This window comes from Streptomyces sp. NPDC058674 (assembly GCF_042716505.1).
GTDB lineage: Bacteria > Actinomycetota > Actinomycetes > Streptomycetales > Streptomycetaceae > Streptomyces.
The window spans coordinates 17,419-32,613 of sequence record NZ_JBHXSC010000015.1 but is presented as its reverse complement, the minus strand read 5'-3'; the positions used below and the strand labels follow the sequence as shown (position 1 = coordinate 32,613).

Here is a 15,195-nt window from a genome sequence, read left to right as displayed (position 1 = left end):
TCGCGCGCCGTCCCCACGGCGTCATCACCACGTCACCATCGGCCGCCGGGCGAACATCCATGTGAACGCTATGCTCTGATCCAATTACTGTCGGCAAGGGGAGAGGCCGGGAGGATGGACTTCCGAGTACTCGGCGCGCTCGAGGTCTGGGCAGGCGGTGAGCGGGTGCTCGTGCCCGGAGCGCGTCGTCAGCGGGTGTTGGCGGCCTTGTTGCTGGCACCGAACTCGGTGGTGACGCTGTCCAGGCTCGTTGAGACGACCTGGGATGACGAGCCACCCGCCACCGCCATCAAGCAGCTGCAGAACTCCGTCTCGGCACTGCGGGAACGCTTGGGCGACATCGACCAGCGACTCATCCTCACTGAGGAACCCGGCTACCGGATCTGCGTCGGGCAGGAGCGGCTCGATTCGCTCCGGTTCGCCGCCGGAGTCGCCGACAGCCGCCGCCACGCTGCTGAGGGGAGGCTGGATCGGGCAGTCCGGGTGATCCGGCCGGCGCTGAGCCTCTGGCGGGGGCCAACGCTCGACGGTCTGGGCACTGCGGCGTTGAACAGGTCCGCCGCACGGTGGGACGAGCAGCGGCTCAGCGCCCTGGAGCTGTATGCCAGGTGGCGGCTGGAACTCGGCGAGCACCACGAGGTCGTCGATGATCTCGCGGATCTCGTGCACGACCATCCACTGCGTGAAGGGCTGCACGCGCAGCTGATGACGGCGCTGGACCACTGTGGCCGACGCGCGGAGGCGCTGCACGTCTTCCACCGCCTCCGAACCTGCCTCGCCGAAGAACTCGGAGTCGGCCCCGGAGCCGATGTACAGCGGCTGCACGAGCGGATCCTGCGCGGTGAACCCCGACCCCGCCGGGACAGCCGCATCCCGGCCGCCAGCGCCCTGCCTGCCCCGAGGTCGCCCTGGCCCCTCGAATCCCCGGTGCCTCGGCAGCTGCCACAGACGATCCGCGACTTCACCGGCCGCGCCGATCACCTGGCCGCGCTCGACGCCCTGTTACCGCCCGCCGGCGGGCAGGCCGTGGTGATCTCCGCACTCGACGGATCGGGCGGAGTAGGCAAGACGACGCTCGCAGTGCACTGGGCTCACCGCGTCCAGGACCGGTTCCCGGACGGCACGCTGCACACCAACTTGCGCGGCTACGGCCCCGGCAAGCCCGCGGGCCCGGACGAGGTACTCGACGACTTCCTGGTAGCGCTCGGCGTACATCCGGCGGCGGTGCCCGCCGGGACCGGCGCCCGCTCGGGACTCTTCCGTACGCTGGCGGCGGGGCGACGCATGTTGATCGTGCTGGACAACGCCAACAGCGCCGAGCAAGTCCGACCGCTGCTGCCGGGAGCACCCGGGTGCATGGTGCTGGTGACCAGCCGCGACAGCCTGACCGGGCTGGTGGTCACCGAAGCCGCGCACCGGCTCACGCTCGACGTGCTGTCCCCAGCCGAGGCCTTGAGCCTGGTCGTGGGCATCATCGGCCCCGCCCGAGCCCGGGCAGAACCAGCTGCGGTGGAGAACCTCATCCGGCTCTGCGCGCGGCTGCCGCTGGCGCTGCGGATCGCCGCCGGGCGCGCGGCCGCGTCCAGGGACGTCTCCGTCGCCGACATCGTCGCCGAGCTCGCCGACGAGGACTCCAAACTCGACGCACTGAGCTGGGGCCAAGATCCCTACGCTGCGGTCCGCAACGTACTCGACTGGTCCTACGAACAGCTGACCGCGCCGCGGGCGAATCTGTTCCGGCGCCTCGGCCTGCACCCCGGTCCGGACATCTCGACACCCGCCGCGGCGGCCCTCGTGCGCCTGCCGCCACGCGAGACACGGCAGCTGCTCAACGCGCTGGCCGACGCGCACCTCATCGAACCGGTCACGCACGACCGGTACCGCTTCCACGACCTCCTGCGCGCCTATGCGGACGAGTTGGCCTGTGAACACGACACCGAGGACGAGCGCCGCCACGCCCTCGACGCGGTGCTCACGTGGTACAGCCACACCGCGCACACCGCCGACCGCCGGCTCTACCCGACCTGCACGCGCCTGGTGGCAGACCTCGCTGAGCCCGCCCACCCCTACCCCATAGCCGACCGTGACCAGGCCTGGGCATGGTTCACCGCCGAACGGGCCAACCTGGTCGCCGCCCTGCACCACGCCGTCGACCTGGCCATGGACCGGCACGCCCTGCACCTCGTCGACGCTCTCGGCTTCCTCGTGCTCATGGGCGGCTGGGAGGAACGCATCGACACCGCCACCGCCGGCCTGCACGCGGCGCAACGGGCCGGCCAGACCGAGCACGAAGCCAACGTCCTGCTCGCTCGCGGAGAAGCACTGGCGCACCTGCAACATCCCGACGCCGAGCCGGACCTCACCCGCGCCTCGAAGCTCGCCCAGGACGCGGGCAACATCCACATCCAGATCGGCGCCCGCACCGAACTCGGCCGACTCCTGCGCCGACAGACCCGGTTGGCCGAAGCACTGCACCACTTCGAGGAGGTGCGCGTGCTCAGCCGAGGATTCGACACCGGACGGTGGGAAGCGGTGGCGGAAGGCAACATCTCCGAACTCCACGCTGATCTCGGCAACCACCGGCAAGCCGTCGACCACGGCACACGCAGCGCGTGGCTGCGCAACGAACTCGGCGATACCGACGGCGAGGCATGCGCACTCGCGGCCATCGCCAGGGGCTGGCAGGGCATCGGCGACCACGACACGGCGATCGTCTACTGCCGACGTGCGATCGCACTCGGCCGCGCGTCTCTCGGCAGCCACGACGAGACACTCGCCTGGCCCCTCGCCGTCCTTGCCGCATCGCTGAACCGCCTCGGACGCGTGAACGAGGCCATCGCCTGCTGGCAGGAAGCTGCCGCGATCTACACCGACCGAGGACTGGACACCGATGCCGCCACGATGCACCACCACATCCGGACGGCAGACGATCTGCTCACCGAGACGCATCCCGCCGGCGGCAGCGCACCGCGTCGAGGCCGTCCGGGGTGAGGCCCGCGCCGCCGTCGGGCTTCCGGCAGGGCGCGGGACAGCAGCAGCCGGCTGGGGACCTTCAGTCGCTGGAGTGCGGTGCGGGCGTGGCGGCCTGGGGTGTGGCGGCCCAGGAGGCCAGGAGGCGCAGGCCCTCTTCGGAGGACGAGCCGGGTTCGGCCGTGTAGATGGTGAGGGTGAGGCCGGGTTCGGCGGCCATCTCCAGGCCCTCGAAGGCGAGGGTGAGGTCGCCGACGGCGTGGTGGTGGAAGCGCTTGGTGCCGGTTCCGTGGTGGCGGACGTTGTGGGTACCCCAGCGGGTGCGGAAGTCGTCGCTTCGGGTGGAGAGCTCGCCGACCAGGTCGTGCAGGTCCTTGTCGTGTGGGTTGCGTCCGGCTTCGGTGCGCAGGATGGCGACGGCCACGTCGGCGAAGAGGTCCCAGTCGGGGTAGAAGCGGCGCGAGGCGGGGTCGAGGAAGTTGAACCGGGCCAGGTTCGCCTGGTTGCCGGGTGAGGCGTAGACGTCGGTGTAGAAGGCACGGGCGAGCGGGTTGGCGGCGAGGATGTCCATGCGGCCGTTGCGGACGAACGCGGGACCCGCGGTGACGGCGTCCAGGGTCCACTGCAGGCTGCGGTGCGGCCGCCACTGGTCCCTCGTACGCCGTCGGCGGGGCCGGGTGAGGGCGTCGGACCCGTCGGCGGCCCGGGCCAGGTTCAGCAGGTGGGCACGTTCGGCGTCGTCGAGCCGGAGGGCGCGGGCGAGGGCTTCGAGGACGGACGGGGAGACACCGGCGAGGTTGCCGCGCTCGAGTTTGGCGTAGTACTCCACGCTCGTGTCGGCCAGGGCGGCGACCTCGCTCCTGCGCAGACCGGGAACGCGTCGCCGGGGACCTGCGGGCAGTCCGGCTTGCTCGGGGGTGATCTTCGCTCGCCGCGAGGTGAGGAACTCGCGGACCTCCTCACGGTTGTCCATGCCTTCGACGGTACGGCGTGCGCGGCGGCGCAGGGGTGTACTGCCGGTACACCCCTCGTCAATGACTCGCTGTCCGCGCGGGACGGGGGTTACCTGGATGACGTGGCGCTCGCCGTCCGCCGGTCATGGCGGGCGGACCGGGCGCCGGGCCCCGGGCCCGCGGGCGGCGGATTCGCTGCCCGCGCCGGGTCCCGTCACCGATTCGGCGGCTTGCCGCAACCTTCCCGGCGCCGGCAGGCCTCAGCAGGCAAGGAGCCTTTCCCATGCGCGGAGCAGTGATTCACGCCCCCGGCGACATCCGCTTCGAGACCGTGGAGGACGCCAGGATCGTCAAGCCGACTGACGCCGTCATCCGGACGGCCGTCACCTGCGTGTGCGGTTCCGACCTGTGGCCCTATCGCGGTGCGGAGCCGACGGAGCACGCACACCCCATGGGCCACGAGTACGTCGGCTTCGTGGAGGAGGTCGGGTCCGAGGTCACCTCGGTCCGGCCGGGCCAGTTCGTCGTCGGCTCGTTCGCCACCTCGGACAACACCTGCGCCAACTGCCGCAACGGTTTCCAGTCGAACTGCCTGAACCGCGAGTTCATGTCGACCTGCCAGGCCGAGTACGTCCGCATCCCCAACGCCCACGGCACCCTGGTCGCCACCGACGAGACGCCGGCGGAGGAGCTCTGGCCGGGTCTGCTGGCCGTGTCCGACGTGATGGGGACCGGTTGGTGGGCTGCCGACGCCGCCGAGGTCCAGCCGGGTTCGACCGCCGTGGTGGTCGGGGACGGCGCTGTCGGCCTGTGCGGGGTGATCGCGGCCAAGGAGATGGGCGCGGAGCGGATCATCGCGATGAGCCGCCACGCATCCCGGCAGAAGCTCGCACGCGAGTTCGGCGCCACCGACATCGTCACCGAGCGCGGAGACGAGGGCGTCGCCCGGATCAAGGAGCTCACCGGCGGAATCGGCGCCGACTCCGTCCTGGAGTGCGTCGGCACCGCCCAGGCCATGAGCCAGGCGCTGCACTCCGCCCGGCCCGGCGGCAACGTCGGCTTCGTCGGCGTCCCCCACGAGGTTGCCGTCGACGGACAGGAGCTGTTCTTCTCCCACGTCGGCCTGCGCGGCGGCCCCGCCCCCGTACGCCGCTACCTGCCCGACCTCATCGACCGCGTCCTCACCGGGGCGATCGACCCGGGCAGGGTCTTCGACCTCTCCCTGCCCCTGGAGCAGGTCGCCGAGGGCTACAAGGCCATGGATGAGCGGCGCGCCATCAAGACCCTCCTCAAGCCCTGACCTGCTGCTACCGGACGAGAAGCAACCGTGCAGATCACCCGCAGCGCGATTGATACCGCCAAGGGGCCTGCCGACTGGTTCACCGGCGACGTCTCCATCGGCCCCGTGGCCGCAGCCCCCTCATGAACTCCGCACTCCGCCGGGGTCTGGTCCGCGCCGCTCCCGCAGCCGCCCTGCTGCTGGCCGCGAGCGCCTGCTCCGGCGACCCACCGGAGGCCACCCCAGCCTCCACGTCTTCCGCCTCGCCGTCCGCCTCGCCGTCCGCCTCCGGCAGGAGCACTCACATGGACCTCCACGTCACCCTCGACGGGCGCCCCGTCGAGGCCGCCTTGAACGACAGCCCCGCCGCCCGCGACTTTGCCGCACTGCTCCCGCTCACCTTGGCCCTGGAGGACTTCCACGATACGGAGCGGGTCGCCGACCTGCCGCGCAAGCTCGACACCTCCGGCGCCTCCGAACCGGACACGGCCAGGGCCGGCGACATCGCCTACTACGCCCTGTGGGGCAACCTGGCCCTCTTCTACCGGGACGGGCCCGCCGCCTCCGCCGACCTGCTCATCCTCGGCCACCTCGACGCCAGCGCCGACCAGCTCGCCCGGGCCGAGCGCATCACCATCGAAACAGCCCCCTGACCCCGGCTACTCCGTCGGAGTAGGCGCCCGCCCGAGCGCCACCCCATCGAAACCCCGCGTGAGGAGCATTCCCATGAACCCCGCCTACGACTTCACCGGCCAGGTCGCCTTCGTCACCGGCGCCTCCTCCGGCATGGGCCTGGCCGCCGCCCGCGCCTTCGCCGAAGCCGGTGCGGCCGTCGGCCTCGCCGACATCGACGGGACGGCCGTCAACCAGGCGGCGAAGGATCTCACCGACGCCGGCCACCGGGCCCTCGCCCTGGTCTGCGACGTCACCGACGAGGCCCAGGTCGCCGCCGCCGTCGACCGCACGGTGGAATCCTTCGACCGCGTCCAGGCCGTCAACCTGCGCGGCATCTGGGCGAGCCTGAAGCACGAACTGCGCCACATGCGGAACCAGGGCAGCGGCGCCATCGTCAACTGCTCCTCCCTCGGCGGCCTCGTCGGCAACCCCGGCCGCGCCGCATACCACGCCTCCAAGCACGGTGTGATCGGCCTGACCAAGAGCGCAGCCCTCGAATACGGCTCCCGCGGCATCCGCATCAACGCCGTGTGCCCCGGCACCATCAGCACCCCCATGGTCGACGCCATGGTCGAAGGCGGAGAGCTCGACCGCCACTAGGCCGAAGGAGGCCAGGCCATCGACCGGCTCGGCACCGCCGAGGAGATCGCCCAAGCAGTCCTGTGGCTGTGCAGTCCCGGCGCCGGCTACGTCACCGGGATCGCGCTCCCCGTCGACGGCGGCTATACCGCGCAATGACAGCCCAGGTCTGGACGCGGACCTGGCGGGTGGCCGGGGAACCGGCGGCCTCCAGCATGTCCGGCCAGCGCGTGACCACCTTGTTCGGTCCACGCGTTGCGGTGCGGACCAGGTCTTCCACTGCGCCGTACGTACCCGTCTCGGGGACTCAGGCGGCGAACGGGTTGGCGTGGCCGGGCAACTGCTGCCCCGGGCGCAGGAACCGCTGGCCGCCCTCTTCGTCGCGCACCGCGAGGAACCCGGCGTCCGTCAGCCGCTGTGTGATCCTTGCTCGGCGGACCGCGCCCACCTTGAACGCCACGGTGGAGAGCAGCGCGACCGCCCCGCCGGAGGCGACCGCTTCGACCGGTGATTTGTCGATGAGCAGGAGGCCGGTCAGGACCGCGCAGGCGAGGTAGCACTTCACCTTCTGGCTCCGGTCGGCGACGTACAGGGCCATGACGTCGAAGGTGATGAGGTCCTTCAGGACGGCCACGGCCCCGGCCGCTCCGGGGAGCGGCTTCAGCGAACCCTGCTGCAGCCCCGGCACCGTCCCGCCGTTGCCCGCCCGCGGATGGGCGGTGATGGTGGCCGCCTCGCGAACGCGCGCGTCGGGCCGCGGGTCCCGGTACATCCGGACCTGGACGAGCGAGTTCTTGAACCCGGTCCTGTACGCCGTGCCGTACGTGTAGCCGTACTGCTCCGCCACGTGCGCCAAGGCTGCCGCCTTCGGCGAGGAGCCCTGGGGGGCGATCTCGACGATGTCCTGCTGACGGGCGATCTGCTGGAGCATCCCCGCTATGTGACGCTCGACGGACATCCTGCTCCCCCCTTGACCCCGCGCCTGGGGCCGACCGGCGCACAGCCTAGTACTGCACCGGTGTGGGCGTGACTGGTGGCCCTGCGCTCGCTCTCTCAGTCGACCGGGCTGTTTGCGTGTTCGGGCAGGAGGAGGAGCAAGGCCCACATGACGGTGAAGGCGCCGCCGACCCACCAGAGCACACCGGACTGGGGTGAGCTTGCCCGCCGAGCGGATGTGCTCGAGGGCACTGGCGCCGGGCCCGCGTACCAGGGCCTCGAGGTAGTGGTCCAGGTCCAGCCGTGATCCGCCCTCGACGACCGCCGCTCGTGGCGGGCCACTTCCCTGGGGCAGACCTGCCCGCAGCGGTCCACCCGCACCGAGAAGACGAACACCGTCTGGAAGACCTCGTCAGGTCAGGTACCGGCAGCGGGTGTTCGGCTTGGAAGTACTCCGCGATGGTCTTGGGGCGGAGCCGGATTCGACGGTCGTTGTCCTGACGGCTGCGGCCATGCGCTGCGGGTCTCGATGACCCCTTCGTCCGCCACCCGGTTCGGCGCGGATCCCGGGATCGTCGTCGACAAGCCGTCATTGACGGAGACGAACACCCGAACTGACTTGCCGTCAATAGGGGTCTGCTTTTGTGCGAAGCACCAAGATGCGTTACGCCATTGTCACGCCAGTTGTGGCGTTCCCACAGATACGCCTTCCGGAATTGGAGACTTGCGTCCATCCGCTGCACGCACACCTCACGGCAACATTGGGTGAACGAGGAGCAGCAGGAGCCGCGCAGCCAGCTCGTGCCACCAACACCCTGCACTCGTGCGAAGGGAGCCCTCGTAACTCCGACGCGGTTCCGAGGCCACCGTCGGAAGGGCTCCCTTCCAAGGCCCCGTCACTATCACGGAGCACACCATGCAGGATAGGGCAGACCTGACCCCGGCCGAAAGCACCGAACCGGCCCTGACCCAGCCGTCCCGCAGCCGGCGGACGGGCCGCTGGTTCTTGCGCCGACGCAAGACGCTCGCGTTCCATTTCGCCCGCGGCGCAGCCTACGGAGCCGGCGCCGGCGGCGTGGGCTTCATCGTGTGGTGGATTCAGAACCACTAGACGGTAGACACCCTCGCGACTGACCGCTGACGGCGGTGCGGTGCGGGCGCGGCCCGGCACGGTGTGTGCCGGGCCGCACCCTCGATCGCGGGAGGGTCAGTCGCCGTCGCGTACGGCGACGATGCCGTAGAAGACGCCGACGTAGGCCGTGCCGTCCGGGCCGAGCGTGATCGGGGCCCAGTTGTTGTCGTACAGCGCGCCGGTGCCCGTCAGTCGGCGCCAGCGGCGTTCGCCGGTGCGGAAGTCCACCGCGGTGAGGTACCAGGCGTCGGTGCCCCAGGGGTGGGGCTCCTTCTCGTAGACGGTGATGAGCCGCCCACCGGAGTCGAAGGTGGCGGTGGCGCATTCACCGCCCAGTGCGGCGATCTTCTCGCTGGTGACCTGCGGGTTCCTGCCGAGAGGGCCGGACCAGGGGGAGGTGGCGCTGCCGGCCGCGTCGGAGTGCATGCCGCTGCGGCCGTTGGGCGCGAGGAAGGGGTGCTGCGGCGGTGCTTCTCCGGGCAGCGGGGCGGCGGCCGCGGGGCCGCCCTCGTAGTGGCTGACCAGGCGGTGGCCGGGGGCCTTGGGTATCTCCTCGGCCCGAGCCGGCGTGATGCCGTACATCGCCGTGAAGGCGACGACGACCGGGACCACAGCGCAGTTCAGCGCTCTTCGGAGCATCCGGAGGCCCTCCGTCTCTCTTCGTTCTGTTGACGTCGCGTCTGACACCGCGCCGCCGCCAGACGCTAGGTCGCGGTGCCGCAGGAGTCCATGGGAGAGCCGGATGCTTCACGAAGGCGCAACACGTCCGGGAGGTCAGGGGTCGAGGCCGGAGACGACGTGCGCGGCGGCCGTGAATCCATCGTGGATGGTCGCGGCCAGGCTGCTGCTCGCGAGCTGGAAGCCGAGCAGGACGCAGACGAGCGCGTGGGAGCACTTGAGCCCGCCGCCGCGGACGAGGACGAACGCGAGGAAGAGGAGCAGGACGACCACGGAGAGGGAAATCACCATCGATGCCTCCTTACGCTTACGCGGCGTCATGGTGGCGCAGGAGGGGGTGTCTTCGCGCGAAAGTCGTGTCGGCCGTCCGGGTGTTGACCGTCCGTGACGACCGGTCAGTCCTTGACGATCTCGCTCCAGTGGGTCGTACGGTCGCACCAGCGCCGCAGCAGCACGGGGTCGTGGCCGACCGCGAGGAGGCCGGCGCCGGTGTCGGCCCGGTACTCCTCGACCACTCCGACCAGGGCGGCCGTGGTCGAGGCGTCCAGCATCGCCGTCATCTCGTCGCAGACCAGCCAGCGGGGGCGCAGCACCAGGGCGCGTGCCAGGCAGGCGCGTTGCAGCTGGCCGTCGCTGACCTCATGGGCACGCCGGGTGAGCAGATCGGGGCCCAGCCCGACGCGCTCCGTCAACTCGGCCACCACGTGCCCCACTTCCGTACGGCGTCCTGTGGCCCGCAGCGGCTCCGCGACGAGGTCGCGCAGCCGCAGGCGGGGGTCCGCGGCGAGGCGGGGCTGCTGGAAGACGACGCCGACGGCGGTGCGCAGGGCGCGCGGGGCGCGGTGCCGGTAGCCGGTGACGGTGTGGCCGTCGAGGCGGACGGTCCCGTGGTCGGGGCGGTGCAGCAGGGCGGCGACGCGGGCCAGGGTGGACTTGCCGCAGCCGCTGGGTCCGAGGAGCCCCAGGGACTCGCCGGGTCGCAGGGTGAGGTGCGCGCCGCGGACGGCGGGGGCGCGGCGGTCGTAGCCGGCGGTGATGTCGTCGAGCTCAAGCATGGTGGCAGGCCACCCCTTCGGTGAGCGCGGGCCGCTCGGCGCGGCAGAGGCCGTCGGCGCGGGCGCAGCGGGCGGCGAAGGCGCAGCCGGCCGGGAGCGCGCCGAGCTCGGGCGGGGCGCCGGGGATCGGGGCGAAGGCCCGTTCGGGAAGGGCGTCGAGCAGGCCCGCGGCGTAGGGGTGGCGGGGACCGGGCCTGCCGAAGAAGCGTGCGGCGGGGGCCGTTTCGACGATCCGTCCGGCATACATGACGGCGACGGTGTCGGCGATGCGCTCGGCGGCGGCGAGGTCGTGGGTGATCATCAGCAGTGCCCGGCCGGTGTCCGTGGTGTGGGCGCGCAGTTCGTCGACGGTGCGGTGGACGAGGTCGCGGTCGAGGCCCGTGGTGGGCTCGTCGGCGAGCAGGAGGGGGGCGTCGCCGATGAGCGCGAGTGCGGTGGCGGCGCGCTGGGCGAGGCCGCCGGAGAGCTCGTGGGGGTAGCGGTCGAGGTGGCTCGCGGGGAAGGCGGCCCGCTCGGCGGCGGCCTCGGCGGCGGCGCGCAGCGCACCCCTGCCGGCCCGGCCCCGCCAGCCGTAACCCGCGGCCCCGCCGGGTACGGCGCCCGGACCGCCCGCGGGCCGGGGCCGGGGCGACGGGACCGCGTACGGGCCGCGTCGCAGGGCCGCGAGGAGGCGCGGGCCGGGCGCGGGGGCTCCCGCGCGGGCCACCGGGCAGGCGGGGCGGCCCAGTTCGCGGAGGGTTTCCTCCAGGTGGGCCCGGATGGTGCGGACCGGGGTGAGGTGTGCGGCCGGGCTCTGCGGGACCAGGCCGATGCGGCGGCCCCGTACGGACCGGGCGAGGGTCTCCTCGTCGGCGGCGAGCACGTCCAGGCCGTCGGCGAGGCGGGCCGATCCGGCGGTCTCGGCGTTGCCGGGGAGCAGTCCGAGCAGCGCCGAGGCGAGCACGGACTTGCCGCAGCCGCTCTCGCCGACGAGGGCGAGGCACTCCCCCGGGGCGAGCCGGAAGGAGACCCCCGTGACCGCTTCGACGTACCGGCCGCCCCGCATCCGGAACCGCACGCAGAGCCCGTCGACGCCGAGCACGTCCCTGCCGGGCACACCCGGACCGGACCCCGGGCCGGACCCGGGGCCGGACCCCGGGCCGGGCGCGGCAGGGCCGTCGGGCGCCGCGGGGCGGGCGGGCGCAGGGCGGACCGAGCCGGGGCCTACGCGGCTCTCCCGGCGTTCCCCGGGGTTCGTCGGGGAGCGGTCTGCGGGGTCTTGGCGGGTCACAGCGTCAGCTCCGAGCGGCGGCGGGGGTTGAGGCGGTCGCGCCAGGCGCCGGCGAGGCCGGCGACGGCCAGCGTCGGGACGATCATGAGGAGGCCGGGGAAGAGGGTGGGCCACCAGTGCCCGGCGAGCAGCGAACCGCGGGCGCTCTGCACCAGGCCGCCCAGGCTCGCCTGGTGGGCGGGCAGTCCGAGTCCCAGGAAGGACAGGGCCGACTCGTGCCACATGGCGTGCGGGACCATCAGTACGGCGGCCAGCCCCGCCTGCGGCAGCACGCCCGGCACCAGGTGCCGTACGGTGACGCGCCACCGCGAGGCACCGCCCGAGACCGCCGCGTCCACGTACGGGCGGCCGCGCAGCGAGAGCACCTCGGCGCGGACGATGCGTGCGGTCGACAGCCAGTGGGTGACGGCGACGGAGACGATCACCGGCCAGACGCCGGGGCGGAACATCGCGACGATGAAGATGCCCAGCAGCAGGTGCGGGATCGAGGAGAGCGCGTCGACGGCCCGCATCACCAGGCGGTCCGTCCACCCGCCCAGCGCTCCCGCCGCCGCGCCCACCGCCGTGCCGACGACCGTGGCGACGAGCGCCGCCACCAGGCCCACCAGCAGCGAGACCCGCAGTCCGTAGACGCAGCGGAGCAGCAGGTCGCGTCCGACGTCGTCCGTCCCGAAGGGGTGGTCCCACGAGGGCGGACGGAGCCGGGCCGACAGGTCGACTGCCTGCTGGTCCAACTGCGCCAGCGGCGGGACCAGCAGGACCGCCAGTGCGATCACCACCATGACGACCGCGGCGGTCCGCACCCGCAGGGTCCGCGAAGAACTGCGCGCCGTCCCGGCGGACTTCCACACCGTCCGCTCCCCCGTGCGGTCCACGGCCCCGGCGAAGGGCCGGGCAGAGGGCCCGGCGGAAGGCCCGCCGGAGGGCCCGCCGGAGGGCCCGCCGGGGGAGCCGGCCGCGCCCCCGGTCATCGGCTCAGCCATCGAAGCCCACCCTCGGATCGGCCAGCCCGTACAGCAGGTCGGACAGCAGGTTTCCGGCGAGCACCGCGGCCGTGGCCAGCACCGTCAGCGCGGCCAGCAGCGGGAAGTCCACCGAGGTGGCCGCCTGTACGGTCGCCGCCGCGATGCCCGGCCAGCTGAAGACGGTCTCCACCAGCAGCGCACCGGTGATCAGCTCCGGTACCCGGGAGCCGACCAGCGTCAGCACGGGCAGCGTGCCGGAGCGCAGCGCGTGCCCGAGCAGCACGCGCCGCTCGGCCAGGCCGCGCGCGCGGGCTCCCCGTACGGGGTCCTCCTCCAGCGCGTCGGCCACGCCCTGGCGGACGTACAGGAAGAACCAGGGGACTTGGGAGACGCCCAGCACCAGGGCGGGCAGGACCAGGTGGGAGGCGACCTGGCCGAAGGTGACCTCGTCGCTGCCCGCGTCCGTCAGGCCTCCCGACGGCAGCACGCCGAGGTGCACCGAGAAGAACCAGACGGCCAGCAGCGCCAGCCAGAAGGCCGGTGCGGCCTCCAGCGTGTATGCGAGGGAGCCGGCGCACCGGTCCAGGAGGCCGCCTTGGCGGCGCGCGGCCGGCACGCCCAGCCCGGTCCCGAGCAGGACGGCCACCGCGAAGGCGCACCCGGCGAGGAGCGCGGACCAGCCGACCCGCTCCCCGATGACGTCGGCCACCGGCTGCCGCATGACGGCGGAGGTGCCGAGGTCGCCGGTGAGCGCCGAGGTGAGCCAGTCCCACCACCGCCCGACGAGGGGCCGGTCGACGCCGAGGTTGACGCGCAGCTGGTCGAGTTCGGTCTGGGAGGCGGTCAGCCCCGCCGTCCCGGCATAGGCCTTGACGGGGTCGAAGGGGGACAGCGCGGCGATGGCGAAGGCCCCGAAGGTGACGGCGAGCAGGACGGGGGCGGCGAAGAGGGTCCGCCGCCCGGCCATGCGCGCCATCGGCCCCCAGGGGAGGCGGGCGGTGCGGGCGGTCACTGGGCTCGGCTCACTTCTGCTTCTGCTTCGGCTTCCAGGTCTCGACGTTCCACCAGGGGCCGGAGCCGAGTCCGTGGTCGTGCGGCTCGACCTGCGTGGTCAGGCCCTCCCACGTGTCGTTCACGACGTACAGGTGGTCGATGTGGGTGAGGAAGACGTAGCCCGGGTTCTTGACGAGCTCCCGCTGCACGGTGTCGTACGCGGCCTTGCGCACGGCCCGGTCGCCGCTCTCGCGGGCCTCGGTCAGCGCCCGGTCGACGACCGGATTGTCGTACCGGCCCATGTTGTTGAAGCCGTCGCCGCCGAGCGAGGAGGTCAGCAGCTGGTACTGGTCGAAGTCGGGGTCGGCCGGGGAGCCGCCGCCGGCGAGGACGGCGTCGGTCTTCATCCGGGGTTCGATGACCTCCCAGGTCCCGGCCTCGGTCGTGACCTCGATACCGGCCTTCTTGGCGTCGGAGGCGAAGGCCAGCGCGTGGTCCTGGCGGATCTTGTCTCCGGAGGTGTACCAGAGCGGGAAGGCGGCGCGGACCCCGTCCTTGACCCGGACCCCGTCCGCTCCGGGCTTCCACCCCGCGTCGTCGAGGATGTTCTTCGCCCCGTCGAGGTCGTGGGCGCGCTCCGTGCCGGCGGTGAACCAGGGGCTGTCGGTGGGGACCGGGCCGTAGGCGGGCTTGCCCGCGCCCTCCAGGAGCCGGTCGACCATGGCCCTGCGGTCCACCGCGATGTCCAGCGCCCGCCGCACCGCCACGTCGCCGGTGACCTCGTGGTGGGTGGGGAGCGTCACGGTGCGGTAGTCGAAGGTCTTGGCGGCGAGGACGGTGCGCGGCGCGGCGCCGCCCTTCGCGCCGAGGGCCGCGGCCAGGTTCGGCGGCAGGACCGCCGCGTCCAGCTCGCCGGAGCGCAGCCGGGTCGCGCGTACGTCGTCATCCTTGATCACGGCCATGGTGAACTTCTTCACCGCGGGCTCGCCGCCCCAGTAGCCGGGGTTGGACCTGAAGCTGAGCTTCTCGCCCTTGAACCAGCCGGTGAGCAGGTACGGGCCGGTGCCGACGGGCCGGCTGGCGAAGTCGCCGCTGTTGACGTCCTGGCGGCCGGCGATGTGCTCGGGGGCGATCGGCAGCACGGTCCGTTCGGCGAACGGCGCGTAGGGGTACTTCAGGGTGAAGACGACCGTGTCGTCTCCGCGCGCCTCGACGCCCGCGATGGCGTCCAGCTCGGTCTTGGAGGCGTTGTTCGTCCGCGGGTCGAGGATCGCTTTGTAGGTGAAGACGACGTCCTTGGCGGAGAAGGGCGCCCCGTCGCTGAACTTCACGCCCCGGCGCAGCGCGTACGTGTAGGTGAGCCCGTCCGCTGAGACCTCGGGGAGGGCCGTGGCCAGTGCGGGCTTCAGCTTCATGTCGGCGTCGTGCGTGAGCAGTCCGTCGAAGATCTTCGAGTTGCCGTCCTTGCCGTACCCGAGGAGCGGGCTGAGGCTCTCCGGCTCGGTGGCGATGCCCACCACCGCGGAGTCCCCTCCCGCGGACCGCGCGGTGGTGCCCCCCGTGGGGTTCGAACAGGCCGCCACACCCGTGATGAGTGCGGCGGCCAGCGTCGTAGCGGCCGCTCCCCGTGCTGTCCGGGCCGTCATGCTGCGCACATCCCTGTTTGTGATCATCTGTTATTGCAAAGAGATGGCAATAGTGCCAGATGAG

12 protein-coding genes and 2 pseudogenes are annotated in these 15,195 nt (G+C 72.4%); 5 read left to right on the top strand and 9 right to left on the bottom strand.

Going from position 1 to position 15,195, the window contains the following annotated elements; genetic code table 11:
* Positions 1–114 precede the first annotated feature (114 nt).
* Positions 115–2,991, top strand: a complete 2,877-nt coding sequence (locus ACFWU6_RS10740) for a BTAD domain-containing putative transcriptional regulator (RefSeq protein WP_383980389.1) — start codon at positions 115–117, stop codon at positions 2,989–2,991.
* A 61-nt stretch (positions 2,992–3,052) separates the two neighbouring features.
* Here ACFWU6_RS10740 and ACFWU6_RS10735 read toward each other — a convergent pair whose 3' ends face one another.
* A complete protein-coding gene (locus ACFWU6_RS10735) occupies positions 3,053–3,943 on the bottom strand; it encodes a helix-turn-helix transcriptional regulator (RefSeq protein WP_383980384.1) in 891 nt (296 codons plus the stop codon).
* Between the two features lie 263 nt (positions 3,944–4,206).
* Between ACFWU6_RS10735 and ACFWU6_RS10730 the strand changes: the two genes are divergently transcribed.
* The 3 genes and pseudogenes from ACFWU6_RS10730 to ACFWU6_RS10720 all read left to right on the top strand — a co-directional run bounded on the left by ACFWU6_RS10730 (position 4,207) and on the right by ACFWU6_RS10720 (position 6,615).
* Positions 4,207–5,223, top strand: coding sequence for a zinc-dependent alcohol dehydrogenase family protein (locus ACFWU6_RS10730; protein ID WP_383980381.1), 1,017 nt, complete (start codon positions 4,207–4,209; stop codon positions 5,221–5,223).
* 122 nt (positions 5,224–5,345) lie between these two features.
* On the top strand, positions 5,346–5,855 hold the full coding sequence (locus ACFWU6_RS10725; protein WP_383980377.1) for a cyclophilin-like fold protein: 510 nt from the start codon (positions 5,346–5,348) through the stop codon (positions 5,853–5,855).
* 73 nt (positions 5,856–5,928) lie between these two features.
* Positions 5,929–6,615: pseudogene (locus ACFWU6_RS10720) on the top strand (SDR family NAD(P)-dependent oxidoreductase).
* 148 nt (positions 6,616–6,763) lie between these two features.
* Here the strand turns inward: ACFWU6_RS10720 and ACFWU6_RS10715 are convergent.
* Positions 6,764–7,414 (bottom strand): hypothetical protein, encoded by a 651-nt coding sequence (locus ACFWU6_RS10715; RefSeq protein WP_383980374.1) that lies wholly within the window; start codon positions 7,412–7,414, stop codon positions 6,764–6,766.
* 894 nt (positions 7,415–8,308) lie between these two features.
* Here ACFWU6_RS10715 and ACFWU6_RS10710 point away from each other — a divergent pair.
* Complete coding sequence (locus tag ACFWU6_RS10710) at positions 8,309–8,503, top strand: hypothetical protein (RefSeq protein WP_383799387.1); 195 nt, start codon at positions 8,309–8,311, stop codon at positions 8,501–8,503.
* A gap of 300 nt (positions 8,504–8,803) precedes the next feature.
* On the opposite strand, the pseudogene ACFWU6_RS10705 reads toward ACFWU6_RS10710, so the two are convergent.
* The 7 genes and pseudogenes from ACFWU6_RS10705 to ACFWU6_RS10675 all read right to left on the bottom strand — a co-directional run.
* A pseudogene (locus tag ACFWU6_RS10705) lies at positions 8,804–9,163 on the bottom strand (hypothetical protein); the annotation flags it as partial.
* Between the two features lie 135 nt (positions 9,164–9,298).
* The gene (locus ACFWU6_RS10700) at positions 9,299–9,493 is read right to left on the bottom strand and encodes a hypothetical protein (protein WP_383799384.1); all 195 of its coding nucleotides are present in this window, start codon (positions 9,491–9,493) and stop codon (positions 9,299–9,301) included.
* Positions 9,494–9,597: 104 nt separating this feature from the next.
* A complete protein-coding gene (locus tag ACFWU6_RS10695) occupies positions 9,598–10,257 on the bottom strand; it encodes an ABC transporter ATP-binding protein (protein WP_383799381.1) in 660 nt (219 codons plus the stop codon).
* A complete protein-coding gene (locus ACFWU6_RS10690) occupies positions 10,250–11,302 on the bottom strand; it encodes an oligopeptide/dipeptide ABC transporter ATP-binding protein (protein WP_383980493.1) in 1,053 nt (350 codons plus the stop codon). Before ACFWU6_RS10690 ends, ACFWU6_RS10695 begins: the two co-directional genes overlap by 8 nt.
* Before the next feature lie 221 nt (positions 11,303–11,523).
* Complete coding sequence (locus ACFWU6_RS10685; protein ID WP_383980371.1) at positions 11,524–12,510, bottom strand: ABC transporter permease; 987 nt, start codon at positions 12,508–12,510, stop codon at positions 11,524–11,526.
* Entirely contained in the window at positions 12,503–13,468 is a 966-nt protein-coding gene (locus tag ACFWU6_RS10680; RefSeq protein WP_383799478.1) for an ABC transporter permease, read from the bottom strand. Before ACFWU6_RS10680 ends, ACFWU6_RS10685 begins: the two co-directional genes overlap by 8 nt.
* Positions 13,469–13,514: 46 nt before the next feature.
* The gene (locus tag ACFWU6_RS10675) at positions 13,515–15,131 is read right to left on the bottom strand and encodes an ABC transporter substrate-binding protein (protein WP_383980368.1); all 1,617 of its coding nucleotides are present in this window, start codon (positions 15,129–15,131) and stop codon (positions 13,515–13,517) included.
* Between the last annotated feature and the right edge of the window lie 64 nt (positions 15,132–15,195).

What these genes read in the sequence shown, in the direction of transcription:
- ACFWU6_RS10680 (WP_383799478.1), bottom strand. Translation starts at nt 13,468, where the DNA reads ATGGCGCGCATGGCCGGGCGGCGGACCCTCTTCGCCGCCCCCGTCCTG.
- ACFWU6_RS10730 (WP_383980381.1), top strand. Translation starts at nt 4,207, where the DNA reads ATGCGCGGAGCAGTGATTCACGCCCCCGGCGACATCCGCTTCGAGACC.
- ACFWU6_RS10700 (WP_383799384.1), bottom strand. Translation starts at nt 9,493, where the DNA reads ATGGTGATTTCCCTCTCCGTGGTCGTCCTGCTCCTCTTCCTCGCGTTC.
- ACFWU6_RS10675 (WP_383980368.1), bottom strand. Translation starts at nt 15,131, where the DNA reads ATGACGGCCCGGACAGCACGGGGAGCGGCCGCTACGACGCTGGCCGCC.
- ACFWU6_RS10735 (WP_383980384.1), bottom strand. Translation starts at nt 3,943, where the DNA reads ATGGACAACCGTGAGGAGGTCCGCGAGTTCCTCACCTCGCGGCGAGCG.
- ACFWU6_RS10685 (WP_383980371.1), bottom strand. Translation starts at nt 12,510, where the DNA reads ATGGCTGAGCCGATGACCGGGGGCGCGGCCGGCTCCCCCGGCGGGCCC.
- ACFWU6_RS10715 (WP_383980374.1), bottom strand. Translation starts at nt 7,414, where the DNA reads ATGTCCGTCGAGCGTCACATAGCGGGGATGCTCCAGCAGATCGCCCGT.
- ACFWU6_RS10740 (WP_383980389.1), top strand. Translation starts at nt 115, where the DNA reads ATGGACTTCCGAGTACTCGGCGCGCTCGAGGTCTGGGCAGGCGGTGAG.
- ACFWU6_RS10710 (WP_383799387.1), top strand. Translation starts at nt 8,309, where the DNA reads ATGCAGGATAGGGCAGACCTGACCCCGGCCGAAAGCACCGAACCGGCC.
- ACFWU6_RS10725 (WP_383980377.1), top strand. Translation starts at nt 5,346, where the DNA reads ATGAACTCCGCACTCCGCCGGGGTCTGGTCCGCGCCGCTCCCGCAGCC.
- ACFWU6_RS10690 (WP_383980493.1), bottom strand. Translation starts at nt 11,302, where the DNA reads ATGCGGGGCGGCCGGTACGTCGAAGCGGTCACGGGGGTCTCCTTCCGG.
- ACFWU6_RS10695 (WP_383799381.1), bottom strand. Translation starts at nt 10,257, where the DNA reads ATGCTTGAGCTCGACGACATCACCGCCGGCTACGACCGCCGCGCCCCC.